General features: G+C 39.1%; 15 protein-coding genes. 2 read left to right on the top strand and 13 right to left on the bottom strand.

All coding sequences use genetic code 11. The annotated features are described in order from the left end of the window. Positions 1-50: 50 nt before the first annotated feature. The 7 genes from MLOOGBEN_RS27145 to MLOOGBEN_RS27115 form a co-directional block, all read right to left on the bottom strand. Positions 51-278, bottom strand: coding sequence for a hypothetical protein (locus MLOOGBEN_RS27145; protein ID WP_179161373.1), 228 nt, complete (start codon positions 276-278; stop codon positions 51-53). A 30-nt stretch (positions 279-308) separates the two neighbouring features. Further along, positions 309-812, bottom strand: coding sequence for a hypoxanthine phosphoribosyltransferase (hpt, locus tag MLOOGBEN_RS27140; RefSeq protein ID WP_218781352.1), 504 nt, complete (start codon positions 810-812; stop codon positions 309-311). Between the two features lie 127 nt (positions 813-939). Beyond that, entirely contained in the window at positions 940-1,086 is a 147-nt protein-coding gene (locus MLOOGBEN_RS27135; protein ID WP_179161371.1) for a hypothetical protein, read from the bottom strand. Between the two features lie 188 nt (positions 1,087-1,274). Next, positions 1,275-2,501, bottom strand: a complete 1,227-nt coding sequence (locus MLOOGBEN_RS27130) for a type III PLP-dependent enzyme (protein WP_179161370.1) — start codon at positions 2,499-2,501, stop codon at positions 1,275-1,277. Positions 2,502-2,524: 23 nt separating this feature from the next. Further along, a complete protein-coding gene (locus MLOOGBEN_RS27125) occupies positions 2,525-3,748 on the bottom strand; it encodes an MFS transporter (RefSeq protein ID WP_179161369.1) in 1,224 nt (407 codons plus the stop codon). A gap of 6 nt (positions 3,749-3,754) precedes the next feature. Continuing rightward, complete coding sequence (locus tag MLOOGBEN_RS27120; RefSeq protein ID WP_179161368.1) at positions 3,755-5,869, bottom strand: IucA/IucC family protein; 2,115 nt, start codon at positions 5,867-5,869, stop codon at positions 3,755-3,757. Further along, the gene (locus MLOOGBEN_RS27115) at positions 5,869-7,863 is read right to left on the bottom strand and encodes an IucA/IucC family protein (RefSeq protein ID WP_179161367.1); all 1,995 of its coding nucleotides are present in this window, start codon (positions 7,861-7,863) and stop codon (positions 5,869-5,871) included. Before MLOOGBEN_RS27115 ends, MLOOGBEN_RS27120 begins: the two co-directional genes overlap by 1 nt. A gap of 362 nt (positions 7,864-8,225) precedes the next feature. Between MLOOGBEN_RS27115 and MLOOGBEN_RS27110 the strand changes: the two genes are divergently transcribed. Continuing rightward, entirely contained in the window at positions 8,226-8,654 is a 429-nt protein-coding gene (locus MLOOGBEN_RS27110; protein WP_179161366.1) for a VOC family protein, read from the top strand. Positions 8,655-8,704: 50 nt separating this feature from the next. On the opposite strand, the gene MLOOGBEN_RS27105 is transcribed toward MLOOGBEN_RS27110, so the two are convergent. The 5 genes from MLOOGBEN_RS27105 to MLOOGBEN_RS27085 form a co-directional block, all read right to left on the bottom strand. Further along, on the bottom strand, positions 8,705-9,451 hold the full coding sequence (locus tag MLOOGBEN_RS27105) for an amino acid ABC transporter ATP-binding protein (RefSeq protein ID WP_368737830.1): 747 nt from the start codon (positions 9,449-9,451) through the stop codon (positions 8,705-8,707). Between the two features lie 15 nt (positions 9,452-9,466). Continuing rightward, on the bottom strand, positions 9,467-10,126 hold the full coding sequence (locus MLOOGBEN_RS27100) for an amino acid ABC transporter permease (RefSeq protein WP_179161365.1): 660 nt from the start codon (positions 10,124-10,126) through the stop codon (positions 9,467-9,469). 64 nt (positions 10,127-10,190) lie between these two features. Then, entirely contained in the window at positions 10,191-10,964 is a 774-nt protein-coding gene (locus MLOOGBEN_RS27095; protein ID WP_179161364.1) for an amino acid ABC transporter substrate-binding protein, read from the bottom strand. Positions 10,965-11,096: 132 nt separating this feature from the next. Then, positions 11,097-11,612 (bottom strand): GNAT family N-acetyltransferase, encoded by a 516-nt coding sequence (locus tag MLOOGBEN_RS27090; protein ID WP_218781351.1) that lies wholly within the window; start codon positions 11,610-11,612, stop codon positions 11,097-11,099. A gap of 46 nt (positions 11,613-11,658) precedes the next feature. After that, positions 11,659-12,903 carry an MDR family MFS transporter gene (locus MLOOGBEN_RS27085; protein WP_179161362.1) on the bottom strand — a complete coding sequence of 415 codons (1,245 nt, stop codon included), beginning with the start codon at positions 12,901-12,903 and terminating at the stop codon, positions 11,659-11,661. A gap of 99 nt (positions 12,904-13,002) precedes the next feature. Here MLOOGBEN_RS27085 and MLOOGBEN_RS27080 point away from each other — a divergent pair, with 99 nt between their 5' ends. Next, positions 13,003-14,649 (top strand): ABC transporter substrate-binding protein, encoded by a 1,647-nt coding sequence (locus MLOOGBEN_RS27080; RefSeq protein ID WP_179161361.1) that lies wholly within the window; start codon positions 13,003-13,005, stop codon positions 14,647-14,649. A 44-nt stretch (positions 14,650-14,693) separates the two neighbouring features. Here MLOOGBEN_RS27080 and MLOOGBEN_RS27075 read toward each other — a convergent pair whose 3' ends face one another. Then, positions 14,694-14,867, bottom strand: a complete 174-nt coding sequence (locus MLOOGBEN_RS27075) for a hypothetical protein (RefSeq protein WP_179161360.1) — start codon at positions 14,865-14,867, stop codon at positions 14,694-14,696. Positions 14,868-14,973: the final 106 nt, after the last annotated feature.

Genomic DNA, 14,973 nt, shown 5'->3' with positions numbered 1-14,973 from the left:
GAAATATGAAAAGCTGCAAGGATTTATTCCATCCTCACAGCTTCCTATTACTACTCTCTATTTTCATTTAATTCATCGATAAGTTGTTTTGTTCTTTTCGCATTTCCTTCTGCAAAGTTTTCGAGTCGTTCCTTTAATTCATCATCATCGTGAATCCGCTCAGCTGTAATGAGATAAGACCTCATGAGATCTTCTTCTACTTCAATCGAATGCTCTAGTATTTCTTCAAGGTTATTTTTTTCTTCCTCTTTCTTTCCTTTAAAAATATTGGCAGTCAAGCATACAACCTCCTCTAAGGTGGGGAAAAACTAATACTCTTCCACGGTCGCAATATAAGGTAAATTTCTATACTGTTGTGCGTAGTCGATTCCATAACCGACGATGAATTCATCTGGAATGACAAATCCAACGTAGTCTACTGGTAATTCCACTCTTCTTCTTTCAGGCTTGTCTAAAAGTGTACAAATCTTAATTTGTTTCGGTTTATGCATATTCAAATGGTCTCTCAAAAAATGCAAGGTTAATCCGCTGTCTATAATATCTTCAACCACCAAAACATTTTTATTCGTGATATCCTCATCAAGATCCTTTAATAGTTTTACTTTTCCAGTTGTTTCTGTTTGGTCACTATAACTTGAAACCGAAATAAAATCGACGTTTATATTTCCCTTCATCTCACGTATCAAATCTGCTGCGAATACAAAAGATCCTTTAAGTACCACGATTAACATGATTGGCTCATTGTTAAAATCTCTTTCAATTTCCTCTGCTAATTCCTTCACTCTTTGTTTTATTTCATTTTCCGAAATCATTGTATCTTTCACTCTATAGGGCACTAATCATACCTTCTTTCTAAAAATTCCTGGCTAGACTTCATTATTATTCCAAAAAATAATACTGAATACAAATTTTCAGAAAGACTAATTGATATAGTTTTAACTAAACACTTCTCTTTTCCGTAACTGCCTCGCTTACCATCTTGTACATACAGTCAACTCCCTCTTCAGAAGCTTCAAAGCTATATGCATTCTCGATATGAATTCCAAGACTGTCAGCCTCTTTCTCAGCATCGATGTTTGCTCCCAAGAAGAAGATGAACTCCCAGTTATATTTCTCCTGCTGGTGTTTAATTAACTCTTTCAGCTTTTTGTAAGTGAATTCCCTGCTGGCCTAGTGCATAAAAGAATGAGCTGCCTTTTTGTAACGGTTCCGTTTCCTATCGCAGAACGCATTCACCCCTTCTGGAAAACGGATACACAGCCTGTTTTTTTACTTTATCGAACAGCAGCCAAACTCTCATGTCCACAATTAATAGAGTTAGACTCTATGTAAAGATGCTCTGGATGTGGATGACTGAGAAAATCATGATGAGAAATAGCCCAGCCATACGCCCCCGCATAACTGAAAAGGAGAATATCTCCAACTCTCACACGTGGAATGGATATATCTCTTGCAAGTAAATCATTAGGAGTACATAGCTCCCCTGCCACAGTAATAACAGCTTCATTTACACCAGGACGTTCAAAGGGATATGACCACGTTTCTACTGGTACGATCGTAAAAGGATGACTCGATTTCCAAGCTGCAGGGAGTCTCAAGTGATGGCTTCCCCCCCTAACAATACAAAAATATTGACCATGATTTTGTTTAATATCCAATACCTCTGCTGCGTAGTAGCCGCACGCAGCAGTGATATAGCGTCCACATTCAAACAATGTTTGCCAATCCGTATCATTGTGTTTTTCTAGTACCGTTTCCAAACGCTCTATAAAGTCGTTCCAATCAAACTGCGATTCTACGTCTTGGTAGTTGACTCCAATTCCTCCGCCTACATTTAAATAAGAAATGTCTACATCCCACTCTTTTCGCCAATGTTTCGCCCTATCAAAGCAATGATCAACAAAGTTTGCATGGGTCTTGGAATCACCATTATTAGACATCGCATGAAAATGAAAACCGAGGAGCTTCACATGCGGCAAACTTTTTGCTAAACCAATTACATTAGGCACTTCTACTTCATCAATTCCAAATTGAGTCGGTACACCCGCCATTTTTAATTGCGCATTTGGAACGGAACCACGTAGATTTACACGCAACAAAATAGATACGGTTGTCCCTTTTTGGCTGGCAATGTGATTCACCAACTGTAATTCATGTTTACTCTCGACATGAAGCAAAGTGACTCCGTGTCTTATAGCTCCTTCAATTTCTTCCTGTGTTTTCCCAGGTCCCCCAAATAGGATGGGTATTTCCGCATCCACATCCCGGACTTTCTCGATTTCTCCTAGTGAAGCTACTTCGAACCCATGAACGATTGAAGCTAAGGATTTAAGTAGAATCGGATCTGAGTTTGCTTTAATCGCATAAAATAAACGACAGGGTGAAGGAAGAGTTGTGATTAATCGATTGACATGGCTGCGCAGCTTCCGTATGTCATATAAATAGGCACAAAAAGGGTTTTCTCGTTCCATCTTGAGAGATTTTATAATATTTTCCATCATTTGTTTGTACACTCCCATACATATTACAATTTCCAGATTTGCCGTCTTCTTGATACAATAACTAAGGTTGTTGCAATACAACCTATACCCATGACAACGCCAGCAGGTAAAGCACCTGCCAATGCAGCAATCGCCCCTATAAGTACGGCCCCAATCGGAATAAAGCCTCTATCCATTAAGGCAATGCTTAGTATTCTGCCTCGCAGGTGGTCAGGAACCTGCATCTGTAAAGTAATCCGACTCATCGTTCGGTATGTTTGACTCGTTAATCCGACAAGGAACATAGCCACTCCTGCCACAAAAACGTTTTGTGCTCCTATAAATAGCAACAAAGAAAAACCAAAACCCATTATGGAACAAATCAACCACTTTCCCCTACCTTTGATTTCTCTACCAAGAGAAAGCCAGGTTGTACCAACTAATGCACCGATAGATGAAACAGATAGAAGCAATCCGAACCCTTCTGGCCCAAGCCTTAAAAGATCTCTGGCAAATAAAGGCATCATCGTTGTGTAAGGAAATCCAAATACCATCGGTACAATGGCCAAAATGAGTAAAGATTGAACTGAAGGCTGACTTTTCACAAAGTCTGTTGCTGCCCTAAGCGTTGTTTTCTCAGTTTCCTTTTTATCCGGTTTTGGAATGGAATGAGAACGAATCGTGAGCAAAGATAATAGTACGCCTAACGTACCCAGCGCATTGATATAAAATAAATAGGCAATGTCTATGGTGGAAAGCAACACTCCCGCAATCGCAGGTCCAATTATACGAGAGAGATTTATAACCATTGTATTAATAGCGATTGCACTTGCCAGAGAACTTTGATGTACGAGATTCGGCACCAGTGCATTTCTAATAGGCGGATCCATAGCTGCAAACATAGACCTCAGCGTGACAATGAACGCAAAGAGCCAAAATGACTGTCTTGCCTCGATAAGATAACCAAGGCAAAACGTCATCAACATCATTCCAATTTGAAGCCAAATCAATAATTTTCGTCTATCGTATCGATCAGCCAAGATACCTGCTGGTACACTTAGCAAAAAAGTTGGGACCAAACGGCAGGCATTCATTAACCCCAATAGAAGCGGCGAGTTCGTAAATTGTAATACTGCCCAATTTAAAGCGACTAAATCCATCCAATCCCCTACTCGTGTCACCAAACTGCCAGACATAAAAATTCTAAACGTCCGTGAGTGAAGAGCAAAGCGTGTCGGCTGATGATACTGAACTTCGATTTGTGCCATGACTTCTTACTCTTCCTTCCTCCTAAACTCGTGTAGAGGATTAGGAACGATTGCGTAGAAATATTCTTTCCCTTCAGGTTCTAAGCGCATTCTCACAAGTGCCTTGTGATCTACTTCTGCTTGATACAATGCTTCCCTATCTATACGGACACTTTCTGCGTATTCGGGTAAGGACTCAAGTTGATCAAAAACTTGTTCACAAATACTATGAATCTCTTTCCACAACTCTCTTTCCCCTAACCCAAAATACTTGCATACTTGTAGTATTAACTCACCACAGTGATTCTGTAATACGGTGTAGAACACCTTGTTATGCATTTCCTTTAAACTATCCGTTAGCGTAACGGAACCAGGATAAAATGACACTTGACCTTGATGTTGTTCGATCCTGCTTCGATAAATTCTTGCTCCTCCCCAATCACGGAATAGCATTCGAACTGGGCGACCATCTTTAAATACCATAACACTGTTTTGCAAGTGACCCTCTAAACCAATTCCGTACTTTGTCATGAGAGTAAGGAAGCCTGGAAGTGCAACAGAAACATACTCTGAGACGAACTGGAACGCTGCTGTACGAATTGACATTTCATTCGTTTCTTCAGCAAATCTTTCAATTAATTCGACGAGAATCGGCTTTTCCGTGATAGGTGATTCAGAAAAAAGGGAGCTGCCAACGACGGCTATTTCGTCCAATGCTACAAATGTGTCTACATTCAAACGTAAAACAGCAGAAAGATTTCTGTTTTTTTGCAAATGAATACCTGTGGGGTTTTCTGCTTCTTTGAATTTGAAATTAAATCCTGCGCATTCACAAACAGGGACAAACTTCTCAATCAGGTCTTGTTCCTCCTGTTTCATAATCGAACGAATGAGTCGAGTAAAGACCGTCGCGTTGTTTGTAGTATTTGCGGATATGGTACGCACAGTAGAAGTCATTTGGCTGTTGACGGCTACTTTAATCGCATGTTTAGGCTCCTCCCCATTCGCAAGAGGTACTACCGTTCTAAAAGAGGATGTTGAACCGCATGGTACCCTCATACCTCTTATAGGTACAACGATCTGTTTCTTGATTTCTTGGTGGTAAATTTTGGGTATCACCTTTTCCAGCTGCCATGGATGCACAGGGACCAACACATAATCGTTAACACAAAGACCTTGTTCTGAATATTCTTGTTCAACTACCTTTGGTAATTCTGGATACTCTTTAAAGAGAAGAGCATTCGCATCCTCTTCATTTTCCTCTATAACGCCCCACTCCGCATAATCCTTCCGTATTCCGACAAACTGAATATCAGCTACACCATTATATTCTGGAGCGTAACGAAACACATCTTCTGGTTCCATGCCTATTTTTGTTTTGGTTCCTGGATGAAGATTATGTCCTTCAACGGATAATTGTTCAAAAAACAAACTTGAATCAAATTTATGATCTTGCAGTTTTTGTGACAGTACCCAATCGATTGTAGTTGTGATTCCATGTTCATCTGATTTTTGTTGAAGTTCTTTTTTCATCTGTTCCCAATAGGCATATGAAAGTGCTAAATTAGCACTTCCGTTTACTAATTCTAAAGCCAGTTTTACCCAAGCGCTTTGTTCAAACTCTTCCTTTCGGCGCATCAAGTGAAGCAGCTCAACTGCGTGTTCTATTGTTCTCACTCCATCTTTAGAGATATGCAAAATAATACCATCTACTTCTACCCGATTAAATGCATAGGTTCGACTTACAGGAATAACAAGACATTCTCTCTCACAAAGAGGATATAGTTTGTAGATTTCACCACTTTCTAAGCCATATGTATGGAGTGTTTGAATCATCATCTGCCAATACTCATCTATGGCTGGAACATTTAGTGCATAAATGGAATCAATAATGTACAGATCATGCGAACTTGAATGAAGTCCCATGATATCTTCACGCAACATGGCTCCTGCTAACCGGCGCAAAATCCCTAGACGCCCTCTTGTGAGAGATAATTCATATGCAGGGACCATATCAGGATAATTGTTTTGGAGAAAATTAAGAATTTTCAATTCATCCTGCAGCATTTTTCCTTGTCTGAAATTCATAAATGCCGTACGCAAAACATCGTACTCCAGAAGTTGAGTTGAACTTGCGCTCATCACTGAATCTCTCCTTTCGATTCCATCATAGGATTGGGAACTTTCATAAACGAATAGGCAGTAATGTCTCCTCTTAGTCTCATAGTTGTTAGGGCCTTTAAAGAAATCATAGGGTGGAAAAAAGCCTGCTCATCTGCTTTAGCCTGTTCTCCAATGTAAGGGTCTTTCTTCAGATCTTCAAAAATAGCTTTACATACTGCATGCACCGGTTTCCAAAGGTTCTCCTCATTGATTCCCAGGGCACGGACGATGCATGTAATCAATTCGGCAAAATGGTTCTGCATGACGGAATACGAAATAATATTCCGCAGTTGGTCTACCTTTTCCGTCACTGTTGAAGAACCCGGATAAAACTCTGCTTGAAATCCTTGTTTCTTTAATCTTTCTGGTAAAATTCGAACTCCACCGAAGTCCCTTATAAGAATACGTACTAACTCCCCATTTCGAAAAACAGAAACACTATTCTGCATATGACCCTCTAAACTAATTCCATAACGCACCATCAAAGTTAAAAAGCCTGGTATCGATGCTTGAGCATATCTTAGGATAAATAAAGCTGCCGCCTCTGCTAGATCAGACAAACCATGATGGCCAGCAAGTTCCTCTATTAGTTCAACAGCAATAAGCTTGCCGCTAATCGGTGAATCCGCTAGAAGCGCCGCAGCAACCATGGGAATTTCCTCTTCGTTTTTAACATGGTTCTCAGGATTCTCCCGCAGGATGGACGCCAAATTTGCTTGTAGTGTCCATCGATCCTCTTCCGACAATGCTGGATTTATTGGTCGAAAATAGATACCTGCTCGTTCTTGAAGTACAACAAAGCTTCCGCCAAAATTCTTCTCTTTTTCTTGAATGCTGGCTACTATTTTTGAAAGAATGGGCCCATTTTCCACAGAATTGGGTGAAACGGTACGTATAGCACTGGTGGTTTGTAAATTTACCGCTGTTTTTATATGATGCTTTCTCTGCCCTCGGTTTTGGATGGGGGCTAACGAGCGAAAAGAGACCAATGACTGTGTTGGAATACGAAAATCTGAAATAGGAACAATTCTCTTTTGTTCGATCTCTTCTTTGTACATGGTGTATAAAGTATGATCAAACTGCCAAGGATGAACAGGAATCAATTCGAACTGGTTAGGGTCTAATCCTTGCTTGTGTAATGTTTTTCCAACAAATGATTGTAAGCCTTCATACTCTTGGTTTAGACGTGTTGTCACGGTGTGTTCATCGATGGATGTGGTTTGGCAATATTCTTTGTCAACTGCTATAAAAGCTACATCTGGTGTGGCACCCCATTCTGGTGAGTACCGAATGACATCTGCTACCCCAAGACCAAACTTCGTCTTTGCTCCAGGATGCAGGGGATGACCTTCAACGACCCATTGTTCAAAAAAAGCGAGTGGACTAAAGTTCTTGTTGTCCTTACTCTGTTTTAGCACCCATTCTAAGGAAGTCTGTATACGTTCTAATTTAGCTATCGTAACTAACTCTCGTTTTCTTCGAGCAGCACCTGCCAATGCTAAGGTTAGATTAGCCACTCCGTTTTGAATCTCCATTTTAAATCGGTGAAACTGCTTTTCCTCTGCATCTTTTAACAATCCTTCTTGCCTTACCAACACTAGAAGTTCGGCTGGATGTATAATGACTCTAGAATGCTCTCGACGATACTCCATTACATCCCCTTCTAGATCAAATCTTCCAAGTGAATGCCTCTTTTTGACGACAGCCTGCAGCGTTTTTCCACTGGGGAGCTTAATACAGATACTTGTTCTAGCGCCTTCCAGCCATGAAACTCTCTCTTCTTCGATTAGTTTTTCTCGTATGAGTGCCTGTAATAACCGTTGTGAGATACCTCTTCTACCTTCCTGAACATTCATTAAGTACAATTCTTCCAATTCAGGATCTTCGTTAATGTAAGCTAAAGTTTTTGATTCTTCTTCATCCAATACCTCATTTTGTTTAATTCTCGTACTTTTTGTATGTATCGTGTTCATTTCAACTCATCCTTTACCAGACAATTTGTTGTTAAATACCATTCATGCAGTTGATAATGATAATCGTTATCAACACCTAGCTCGAGTTTTATCGTAATTGATAATGATTACCATTGTCAACCAACTTAAGTCCTATAGAATAACTTAAAAAAATTTTTTCACTGTAATAGCGTGAAAGTCTGATATAATTTTGAGACAAATTAAGAAAAGCCACCCTTGATGGCAGCTGGATCTTCGACACTTGATAACCATTTCCTAAAGGAATTTATTTTATTAATAAAAAGAAGGAGAAAGTCGTCTAAGCTAGAATTAAACGGATAGAATAGATTTTGTACATAGCCCAATAAGAGGAGTGAAGTAGAATGCCAGTAAATGCTTACCTTGTTTTTAATGGTAACACCCGTGAAGCAGTAGAATTTTATGCGAAGGTTTTTAAGACTGAAACACCAAATATCATGACCTTTGGAGAACAACCGCAACATCCTGATTATCAAATGCCAGAGGAAGTAAAAGATTGGGTTATGCATACACGACTTAACATTGATGGAAGCACTGTCATGTTTTCTGATAACTTCCCTGGTTCACCATTTATTGAAGGCAATAATATAACAATGGCTTTAGTCAGCAAAAATTTAGATGATATCCAGACTTGGTATGATCAACTAAAAGAAGGTGGAAAGGTTACGATGGAGCTCCAAGAAACCTTCTGGGCTAAACTTTATGGACAAGTAACGGATAAATTCGGGATCCACTGGCAGATAAGCCACGATACCGGAGAATATGGAAGTTAATTTTACACACAAAGAAGGATACAGCCTTTTCATGGCTGTATCCTTTTTCCTTATTTCAAGCTTCTGCTTAAGAAGGCTTTTGTCCGTTCGTTCTGAGGATTTGTAAACAATTCAGAAGGGTGCCCAGTTTCAATAATTTCGCCATTGTCCATGAAAATTACCCGGTTTGCCACTTCCCTGGCAAAGCCCATTTCATGTGTCACAACAATCATCGTCATCTGCTCCTGTGCTAATGCCTTCATGACCTCAAGAACCTCTCCCGTCAATTCAGGATCTAAAGCTGAAGTAGGTTCGTCAAATAATAGGATTTCAGGATTCATCATCAGTGCTCTCGCAATCGCCACCCTTTGTTTTTGACCGCCTGAAAGACTTGCTGGATAGGCATCCGCTCTTTCTGTCAGACCAGTTTTCCTTAACAGCTCCGTGCTTCTTTGCTGAATGGATGCAACTGGCTCGTTCTTCACCAATTTTGGAGGCAGTTCTAAATTCCCCTTAACCGTCAGGTGTGGGAATAGATTAAAATGCTGGAAGACCATACCCATTTTCGCGGTAATCTTTTTGATATCCTGCGGTTTTGCGTAGACTCCATCCTTAACAAAAGTGTCACCAGAAATCTTAATGCTTCCTGCATTTATTTCCTCCAAGTGAACTAAACTCCGAAGCAGCGTGCTTTTCCCCGATCCAGAAGGACCGATAATCGCTACAACATCATTTTTGTTCACGTCAAAGGTTATTTGCTTTAGTACATCCACCTTCCCAAATGACTTTTTCAGGTTGGATACTTCAATGATAGCCACATTTACCAATCCTTCTTATTCAAATTTGTATCTTCGTTCAATCCCTTTAAATACGAATGTTAAAAATAGCGTCATTATGAGATAGATCAATCCAGCTACGAAAAATGGGACAATAGTAAAGTCACGGTTCACAGCTGTCTGAGCATAGTGAAGCAACTCAGGAACGGCAACTGCATAGAGAAGCGCGGTATCCTTAACGAGTGTTACGGATTCATTTGCAATCGCTGGAAGTGTGACCCGAAACATTTGCGGTAAAATGATCCTTGTTGTTGTCTGCCATTTGCTTAAACCAAGAACCTTTGATGCCTCATATTGTCCTTTATCAATCGCCAACAGGCCGCCGCGGAATATTTCTGCAAAGTAAGCTGCGTAATTTAATACAAACCCTAGACAAGCGGCAACGAATCTATCTAATACTAAATATTCTCCTACCACTGGCAGCATCGGCAGGCCGAAGCAGATCAATAACAATTGTAGTAATAGCGGTGTACCTCTCATAACGTAAATATATCCTTGGGCAAGGAATGACACAGGCTTTATGCTGCTTTTAACAGCCAATGTAAGTAAGAAACCTATCGGAATAGAAATAATAATAGCAATGAAAAACAAAAGAATCGTCATCTGTGCCCCTTCAAGCATAGGCACAAGAATCGATGTGAAATATTCAAATGACATTGTAACTCCTCCAAAAACAAAACAGGGTTCCAACTAGGAATCCTGTTTTGCCTTATATTCATTCTTACTTTAGTAACTTATCTTCACCAAACCAACTTTTTGAGATTTCTGCAGCTGTTCCGTCTTCATTCATTTCATCTAATGCCTTTTGGAGCTTTTCTAGTAATTCATCGTTGCCTTTTTTTACACCAATACCATATTCTTCAGGAGCTAGCGACTCTTCAAGCACCTTAAATGTTTCTTCCTCTTTAGACATGTAGTAATTGATGACAACTTCATCAATTACCACGGCATCCAAACGACCGCTCTTTAAGTCTGTTAATGCTTGTACATTATCAGCAAACTCCGTTATGGTTTTAACCTTCTCTTTGATTGGTGAAGCATTTAGGGCGTCTGAAGCGGAAGAAAGTGATTGCAGCCCAACTACTTTTTCTTCTAAATCAGCTAGTTTAGAAACCTTTGAATCAGAAAGAGTAACAATTACCTGTGCATTTTTTAAATATGGTTTTGTAAATAAAACCTTTTCTTTCCGTTCATCGGTAATAGTGTACCCGTTCCAAATAAGGTCAATTCGTCCACTGCTAAGTTCTGCTTCTTTTGTTTTCCAGTCGATTGGCTGGAATGTAACTTCTGTTCCCATTTTCTCTGCTGCTGCTTTAGCGTAATCAATATCAAAACCGACAATATTATTATCCTCATCACGGAACCCCATTGGCGCAAATTTATCATCAATTCCGACGACAAGTTTATCTTCCTCTTGGCTTGCTGACTTTGAACACCCAGTAAAAATGACAAGTACTGCGGTTAATATAAGAATCATGGTTGCAAATCGTTTCATTTGTATATACCCCTTTTATAGATTATGATTTTACTTTAGTACGTTACCATATTATCATACTACCACATTATAACACTATAATATTGTGTAATACAATAGTTAGAAAAATAATAATAATAGGAGCCTATTCCTTTAAGAATAGACTCCACTTGTTGATATCTTCCAAATCATGTGATCTTGCCCTTGCCCCCAATAATCCTTAAGTAAATAATCAGGTTCTCCAAATTTCTTTTTCCAGATGGCTTGAGCATTTTTGTAGCCGCTGTCGAGACAGCAATTTACGATTCCCCGATTCTTAATGGTTTGAAGCATTTCAGCTAGCAGCCTATTCCCTATTCCCTGTCTTTGATAGTCAGGGAGTACAAATAACGTTCCTACTTCAACCAGGTTCCTCAGGTTTCCATTGGTACAGTCTTTTATCAATTCACTTGTTGGTCCATATTCTATTGTTCCAATAATTTTGTTTTGAACTAATGCTATTAAAAAATACCTTTTCTTACCCTTGCTATCCAAATCCAATTGCAAATATTTTTTCTTACTATCAATCTCAGCTTCGATATCATCGATTAACCCCGCTAGTCCTTCTCTTCGAAAGGTATCGGTAATGACAATCCTAAAAAATCGATTCAGTTCCTCTATGTCTTCCATTCTAGGTCTTCTTATCTCGATTGTTCGCACCCTAAATCCCCCTATATTACGTTGACATATTTTTTTGAACTCTGATTTTATTTACCACAAAAAGTCCACTATAGAGCAGGAATGTCCCGGCCATTAATATCATTCCAAGGAAAACAGACATCATCGCCGGTACTAAAAATGCGCCCAATACGATGGCACCACGAGCGATTAAATCTGCACCGCTAAAGCCTAAATTAGAAAAAGCAGAATAGGAACCGCGTTTATCCTCCGGCATCATATTTGCCTTTTCAGCATTAGCAATCGGTGAATAAATAAGCTCGCCAATTGTCGCAAGTGCATTAAATAAAATCAAGACATACCAGATATTTGCCGATGTGACAATGGTATAACCTGCACTATAAAGCAGCAGTCCAAGCAGCAGCATCTTCCGAGGAGAAAATTTATCCGTCATTTTCGTAACAAAGAAGGTTAGGGCCACGACCATCAGCATATTTTCGATATTTAGAAAACTAAGCATCCTTACGCCAGCAACCTCAAAATCTCCTACAAACACAGACTTAAATTCTTCCGCTAATCGAACACCTATGTAACTATTTAAAGAAAATTCTGCTGCAAAGATAAACATCGACCCAGCAACAGCCATGACAAATGGTTTATCCTGAAATGCAACTTTGTAGTTCTGGAAGAGATCTACAAAAATGTTTTCATGTTTTTTCTCAAGCAGCTTCACACGTGTATCTTGTAACCAGATGCCATAGGCAATCGGTAAGCTAGTGGACACAATCGTCAATGTGATAAAAAGTTCTAATTGATGATTTACATATAAAAGTCCTCCTAATGCAGCTCCAATAGCCATTGCTAAATTAACCAGCCAATAATCGAGGGCATATACACTCTTTCGATTTTCGGGTGTTGTCGAGTCAATGATGATCGCGTGTACGGCAGGACGGCCGAGACTGCTGGTGATTGTGAAAATGATATAACTGATCGCAAATAATACAATCCATTTTTCGTCAGGCAACAAGCTTACCGTCATTAGTGCAAACATTAGCGCACTGGACGTTGATGATAAGATGATTATTTTTTTCCGAGGGAAGCGGTCAGAAATATAGCCGCCGATAAAGTTTATAAAAAAGCCTATTATGACCGTGATTGCTAAGAAAATACCTGCCCACACCGCACCCTTATGCTGAGCAAAGAAGAGAGCCATAAACGGCATTACAGAGCTGGCAATCGCTCGGTTAAAAAACGACGTTATAAGTCTTACTTTAATGTTTTGGGGATAGTCTTTCCAAGCCATATTTATCAACACCTTTCATAATTCTTATAGTAAACTAGACGTAACAGTTTAAAAATGACCAATTTTCAAAAAAATGTCTACTTTTAAAGGAATGAAAACATGGACCATTATTTATTAACAATATGGAATTCATCCTCTACGGGGGAAGTCAAAGTACAAGATCTGGCTGAGATTCTAAATCTAAGCGCAAAGCAAACCCGTCGCAAACTGAGTCAGTGGCAAGAAGAAGGCTGGCTAACGTTTCAGGCTGGCCGAGGAAGAGGAAACGATTCGAAATTGCAATGGAAGAAGGATGTAGAATCTGCTTATGAAAAACAGTTCATATCCAAATTGGAAAGCTATTCGATTGAACAAGTAAGTAAATTGTTATTGTTGAACTGGTCGACTGAAACAAAACAGCGATTGATGACTAAATTTCAATCCAAGTTTGGGTTTCATCAAGAGGGGAAGGACCGACTTATTATTCCTCGATTTTACCGTTTCCTAACGTATCATCCAATAAAGGCTGCAGATGTACATAGCGCAAATCTAGTAGCAAACATATATAACCGAGTAGCAGTATTGGAGGAAGATAATTCAATAACGCCTGAGCTAGCCCATAGCTGGGAATTAACGAAAACGAAGTTGACATTGTACTTAAGAAAAGATGTAGCCTTTCATGATGGTTCCATTCTAAGAGCAGAGGATGTCGTCCAATCTTTTATTCGAATGCAAAAAGATATCATATATGCTGAACTTTGGAAACCAGTTACAAAAATAACCTCTCCAGCTTCACTCGTTGTTGAGCTTGAGTTTCCAAATGGTTGTCCATATATTTTACCGCTCCTAAGTATGATGACTGCTAGTATTTATAAAGAATCCAACGGCCAGGTCATCGGAACCGGTAGTTTCTATATGGGGGAAAATTCTGAAGAGAAAACTGTACTTCATGCTTTTAAACACTATTTTCGGGAGCGTCCACTATTAGATAGTGTTGAATTCATTCAGGTTTCGAGAGAGTTTGGAAATGTTTATTATGGTGCACATGAATCAAGAGAGGTAGGCACGTTCGAAGTTGAAAGTGATTCTGGCTTCGGTATTGTGGTGATGAATCCATATCGCCAATCGGATATCGCTAGAAAAGAAGTACGTGATTACATCCATATGCTGATAGACGAAAATCGCTCACTAATTTCTACTATAGATTCACGTATTTCAGAAAACAACTCTGGATGTTTAATTGGTTATTCAAAGCCTTATTCGATGCCAAAAAATGCAAAGCCCTCACTTTCAAAGCCATTAAGAATGAAGTACACAGGATATGCAAAGGATGTAACCTTTTGGTTAAAATCCATCCTCGAACATGGTGGAATACATACAGAGATAGACGAAGTATCGTTTCATGATGCCCTGTATCATGATCATCTAAAAGCAGAGGCAGATATATTTATTCATGGAGAAATTTTTGAGTTAAATCAAAGTTTTTCTTATTTTAATTTTATTAAAAATAACCTATCCCCACTTCGAAAATTAACACAAAGTGATTCTTATCTACAGAAATGTATTCAAGCCTATGATGAATTACCCTTTGAACAATGGATTGGTCAGCATTTGAAAATAGAAAAGTATTTAATTGAAAATTCCCTTTGCATTCCACTCTATTATTCTAAGCGGCAAATACCATTTTCCATTAATTTGATGAACGTCGAGATTAAGCATTTTGGGTATGTAGATTTATCAAAATTATGGATGAAGCCTAAATATTAGTGCAAAAAGAATACCTGACCTTCGAATGTCAGGTATTGTTCTTATTAATCTTGATATTCAGATAGTTGGTCTTGCACGGAGTTAAGCGAATTAATAGCTTGTTGAATTTTATTTTTGTTTTCTGGTTTTTCTGCATTGCTTAGGGCTTGCTGAAGAGTGTTAACTGTATTTTGTACGGAAGACATACTTTGATTTACGTAATCTTTCGCGTTTGGCATATTTGGCACCTCCTTGATAATGTCAAAAATAGTATCTCTCAAGATTGAAAAAATATTTAATCTCAACTAACAAAAAAGGCAACTCCCTTGATTTTTCGGAGGTTGC

Origin of the sequence: Bacillus sp. EB106-08-02-XG196 (assembly GCF_013396335.1) — a bacterium.
In the GTDB taxonomy this organism is placed as follows: domain Bacteria; phylum Bacillota; class Bacilli; order Bacillales; family Cytobacillaceae; genus Neobacillus.
This window is presented reverse-complemented; position numbering and strand designations above follow the sequence as displayed.